3 protein-coding genes are annotated in these 3,394 nt (G+C 42.1%); all 3 read left to right on the top strand.

Annotated features, from left to right (window positions below; all coding sequences use genetic code 11):
• Positions 1-1,771: RHS repeat-associated core domain-containing protein (locus tag ADH90_RS10900; RefSeq protein WP_342666708.1), on the top strand; the 1,771-nt coding region annotated here is incomplete at its 5' end.
• A gap of 14 nt (positions 1,772-1,785) precedes the next feature.
• Positions 1,786-2,481: a hypothetical protein gene (locus ADH90_RS07540; RefSeq protein WP_049530714.1), complete on the top strand. Its 696-nt coding sequence runs from the start codon at positions 1,786-1,788 to the stop codon at positions 2,479-2,481.
• Positions 2,482-2,684: 203 nt separating this feature from the next.
• On the top strand, positions 2,685-3,394 hold a 710-nt coding region (locus tag ADH90_RS07535; protein WP_049530712.1), incomplete at its 3' end, for a hypothetical protein.

The raw sequence follows: 3,394 nt of genomic DNA, 5'->3' as shown, positions 1-3,394 counted from the left end.
ACAAGCCGTCGCATCAAGCAGCTATAACCTCTATGGCGCAAGAAAGACAAGCACCGACACGACAGGGAATCCCTTTGCCTATAACGGCGAAGCTCGTGACGATACTGGACTTGACTATTTACGAGCAAGATATTATGATAGTCAGGGAGGTACTTTCTTAACCGAGGATAGCTACCCAGGTGAGGACACAGATCCTCTCAGCCAGAACCGCTACAGCTATGTGCAGAACAACCCCGTCAACTACACCGACCCGAGTGGGCACTTCTGGAACAGTATCAAAAAAGGCTGGAACTATATTAAAAAGACAGCCTCTAATGCATGGAATGGTGTGAAACGAGTCGCATCTAATACTTGGAATACTGTGAAAAGAGTGGCCTCAAACACATGGAATGGTGTGAAGAGTTTCGCTTCCAAGGCTTGGAATGTGACCAAGAGTGCCTTTAACCACGCGACTAACTGGGTCAGCACCCAATACAACCGTGCGGTTAATTGGGGTAGTCGACAGTGGAATAAGGTTCAAACAGCCTACAATAGTACCAGTGACTATGTACAACAGAAATACCAGCAAGCGGCAGCACAGATAGAGGCTAGGCGCCAACAAGTGGTTCGATCTGCCTATGCGCTGGCAACAGGTCGGAGTTCTTCCCCTACCATCCGAGAAGGCATGAATCTCCTTCGAAACTGGGGAACAGCCTTGCAGAACACCTTAAAACATGTCTGTACAACAGCTGAACGAGTCAAGAGTCAAGTCGTTGATTTCGTGAAAAATGTCGACTGGAAGAAGGTTGCCGTAACTGCGGCAGCTATCGGTGTCGGTATTGCTCTTACCGTAGCGACTGGAGGTCTTGGAGCCCCCGTAGCGATGGCTATCGGTGGTGCAGCCTCTGGAGCAATCATCTCAGGATATGATGCCTATAGTTCTGGCCAACGTGGTTGGGAATTGGTTGGTTCGATTGCCAAAGGAGCAGGAACAGGTGCTATCTCAGGTCTTATTGGCGGCCAATTGATGGGAGCAGGAGCTAGTCTAGCAACAAATGTGACTCAAAATATTGGCAATCAAGCAGTTCGACAAGTTGCCAAGATTGGAGTGGAATCTGCGGTTGAGACTGCGATTGACACAGGTATTGATTTGGCCACAGGCAATAAGATTACTGGTCAAACAGTCGCTATGAACTTTGCCTTTAACACCTTTACCAACGGAGCAGGTAGTGTGTCTCCTAAGAAGGCCCCTAAGGCTGATGTGGTGACGACGAAGCCTACAGGTGGACGTCTACCAATGACAGTAGATAATCTCCAAATGTTTGCGGAGAAGCCTGGTGCCTCAGTATCTAAAGCACGATATGGGAAAAGTAAATTATCTGCTGCAGAATATAAAAAATTAAGAGATAATACTCCAACACCCGATCTTCGGATGAGAGTGAATGAAGGGATTAGTCTGCCGATGAATGATTTTGCAATACCAGGAAATGTCATTACCAAGAAACTAGAAGCTGATCATATAGTCCCAATGAAAAAAATTGTTACTATGGAGGAATTTGATAAGTTATCATCGGAGCAACAACTTTCTGTGTTGAATTTTGAAGAGAATTTTATAGGATTAAGTAAATCAGCAAATACTTCAAAAGGAGCAAAATCTTATAGCGATTGGACGATGTATAAAAAAACTAATACACCGATAAATCCAATTTTTAGGGAAGAAATGATAAGAAAAGAAGCAATCTTAGAAGGGAAACTTCAGAGTATGATAGATAATTTTATCTATGATAAATAAATTGGAGGTAGTTTATGAATGAAAAATTAAATTTTTTAAAGAAATATGTACCAGCTGGAGAGATGGTCGAGATTTTATCTAATTTTGAAAATCTGTCCAATCATACTATTCCACAATATTGGCGCGATGCATTTCAAACATCAGATTTTTCTAAAAGAAAACAAATAATTTTTGAGGAATGGAAAAAATATTTAGGAGTTGAACTCAGCAATACAATCTCATATCTAGAGGAATTTTCAGAAGATATAGATCTTATCAAAATTGGAAGCAATTATTCATTGCTTTATTCCATTAGAACGTATCAAAGCAATAGCTTGGTTTTTTATGAGGGGAAAATGCCGATTTTGGAGCAACATTTTATTGATCATTTTAAGCAGTCAGATATAGAATTAGATGAGAGTATTATTCAGTTTTATACAAAAGTTCATGCAGGTTTTAATGACTATACGAGTAAAAGTATGGGATTAGACGATTTAGATATGATTGAACCAATAGCCGATTATGATTGGGAATTTGAGGATCAGTTAACAGATGATATTTCCTGTTATTACAATTTTTTTAGTAATGGTATGGGAAAGTATCTCGTTTTAGATTTGTCTAAACCAATAGATGAAGGAGGTATATTTTGGTCAAAGGATGAATTGCCAGAATATCCGATCCCTTTTTGGGATTATGTTGATGAATGGATAATCATCGGTTTAGATTTTTGATGACGTAGGATTATGAGTTAAATTAATCTAAAATCTCTTGAAGAATTTCTTCAGGAGATTTTACTTATGGCTTACTATAAAGTTTACTTCTAGCTGACTATATTGATACCAGCATCGCTTCTGAGAAGAACTCAGAGAAGCTAGACTATATCTACGACACCGAGAACCGCTTGCTTGCGATCAAGGACAAGAAGGGCCTTCTCATGGCTGCGCTTTACGATGGGGATGATAACCGTGTCTTCACTGCTAGTCGCAAGGAAGGCAAGAACACTTATCAACTCTTCCAACGCAAACCTAAGGAAGATCAATCTGGTGATCAGGTATCGCATGCAGGTAGAGGCAAGTCAGGTCGTAAGTCACCATATACAGCCCCAAGTGGGGAAGAAAACTCTCTCTTCTGGTATGGCTTTAGTCAGAATGTCCTCCAAGCCCTATCCACGCTACCGCAAACGATAGGAAGCATCTGGCATAGCATCTTTGACGATGTGTCGAGAGCCTATCACCAGAAAGTGGCTAAGGATCGAGCGACCAAGGAAGGAATCGTGGTCAACCCACCAGAACTCGGTAACTTACCGGGACAGGGAGAAGTAACCTATGCCAGTCAGGTCCAGGATGTTCTGATCCCTTATACCACACGAGAGGATACCTACAACTACTACGAGGAACGCAACTATGTCAACGATATCAATCGTGAACATACAGAAGTCCTTGAAACCTATGATCATGATGGCAAGGCTCGTGAGACCTATGGCTATGGTCAGGGTCGAGCTAGCTACCTCAACAACCAAACAGGTGACAGCTACAACTACTTGACTAACCAGTCAGGCTCTGTGACAGGCTTGACCAAGGATGGACAAGCCGTCGCATCAAGCAGCTATAACCTCTATGGCGCAAGAAAGACAAGCACCGACAC

Source organism: Streptococcus pseudopneumoniae (assembly GCF_001073085.1).
Classification (GTDB): Bacteria; Bacillota; Bacilli; order Lactobacillales; family Streptococcaceae; genus Streptococcus; species Streptococcus pseudopneumoniae_M.
Note: the sequence above shows the minus strand (reverse complement) of the source record. Positions and strands in the feature narration are given on the sequence as shown.

Coding starts and splice junctions, on each gene's coding strand:
- ADH90_RS07540 (WP_049530714.1), top strand. CDS start 1,786: ATGAATGAAAAATTAAATTTTTTAAAGAAATATGTACCAGCTGGAGAG.